The 287-nt window shown below is 60.6% G+C and carries 1 rRNA gene; it reads left to right on the forward strand.

The window, feature by feature from the left end:
• Positions 1 to 71: 71 nt before the first annotated feature.
• A 23S ribosomal RNA gene (locus AC27E8_RS00290) occupies positions 72 to 287 on the forward strand; the annotation flags it as partial.

Here is a 287-nt window from a genome sequence, read left to right on the forward strand (position 1 = left end):
GGGTGTGTTTAGTTTTGAGGGAGCGAGAGCTCTCTCGGAGGACCTTGGCAAGTGCATAGGGAGAAAGGCAAGGTGAAGCTAGGAAGGGCACACGGTGGATGCCTAGGCGCCAAGAGCCGAAGAAGGACGGGGCGAACGCCGAAATGCCACGGGGAGCCGTAAGCGGGCTGAGATCCGTGGATGTCCGAATGGGGGAACCCGCTGGCGGGAAGCGCCAGCAGCTTAAGGCCGAAAGGCGTTAAGCGGGGAACCGGGGGAAGTGAAACATCTCAGTACCCCGAGGAAGA

It is taken from the genome of Alicyclobacillus sp. CIJ1 (genome assembly GCF_057538885.1).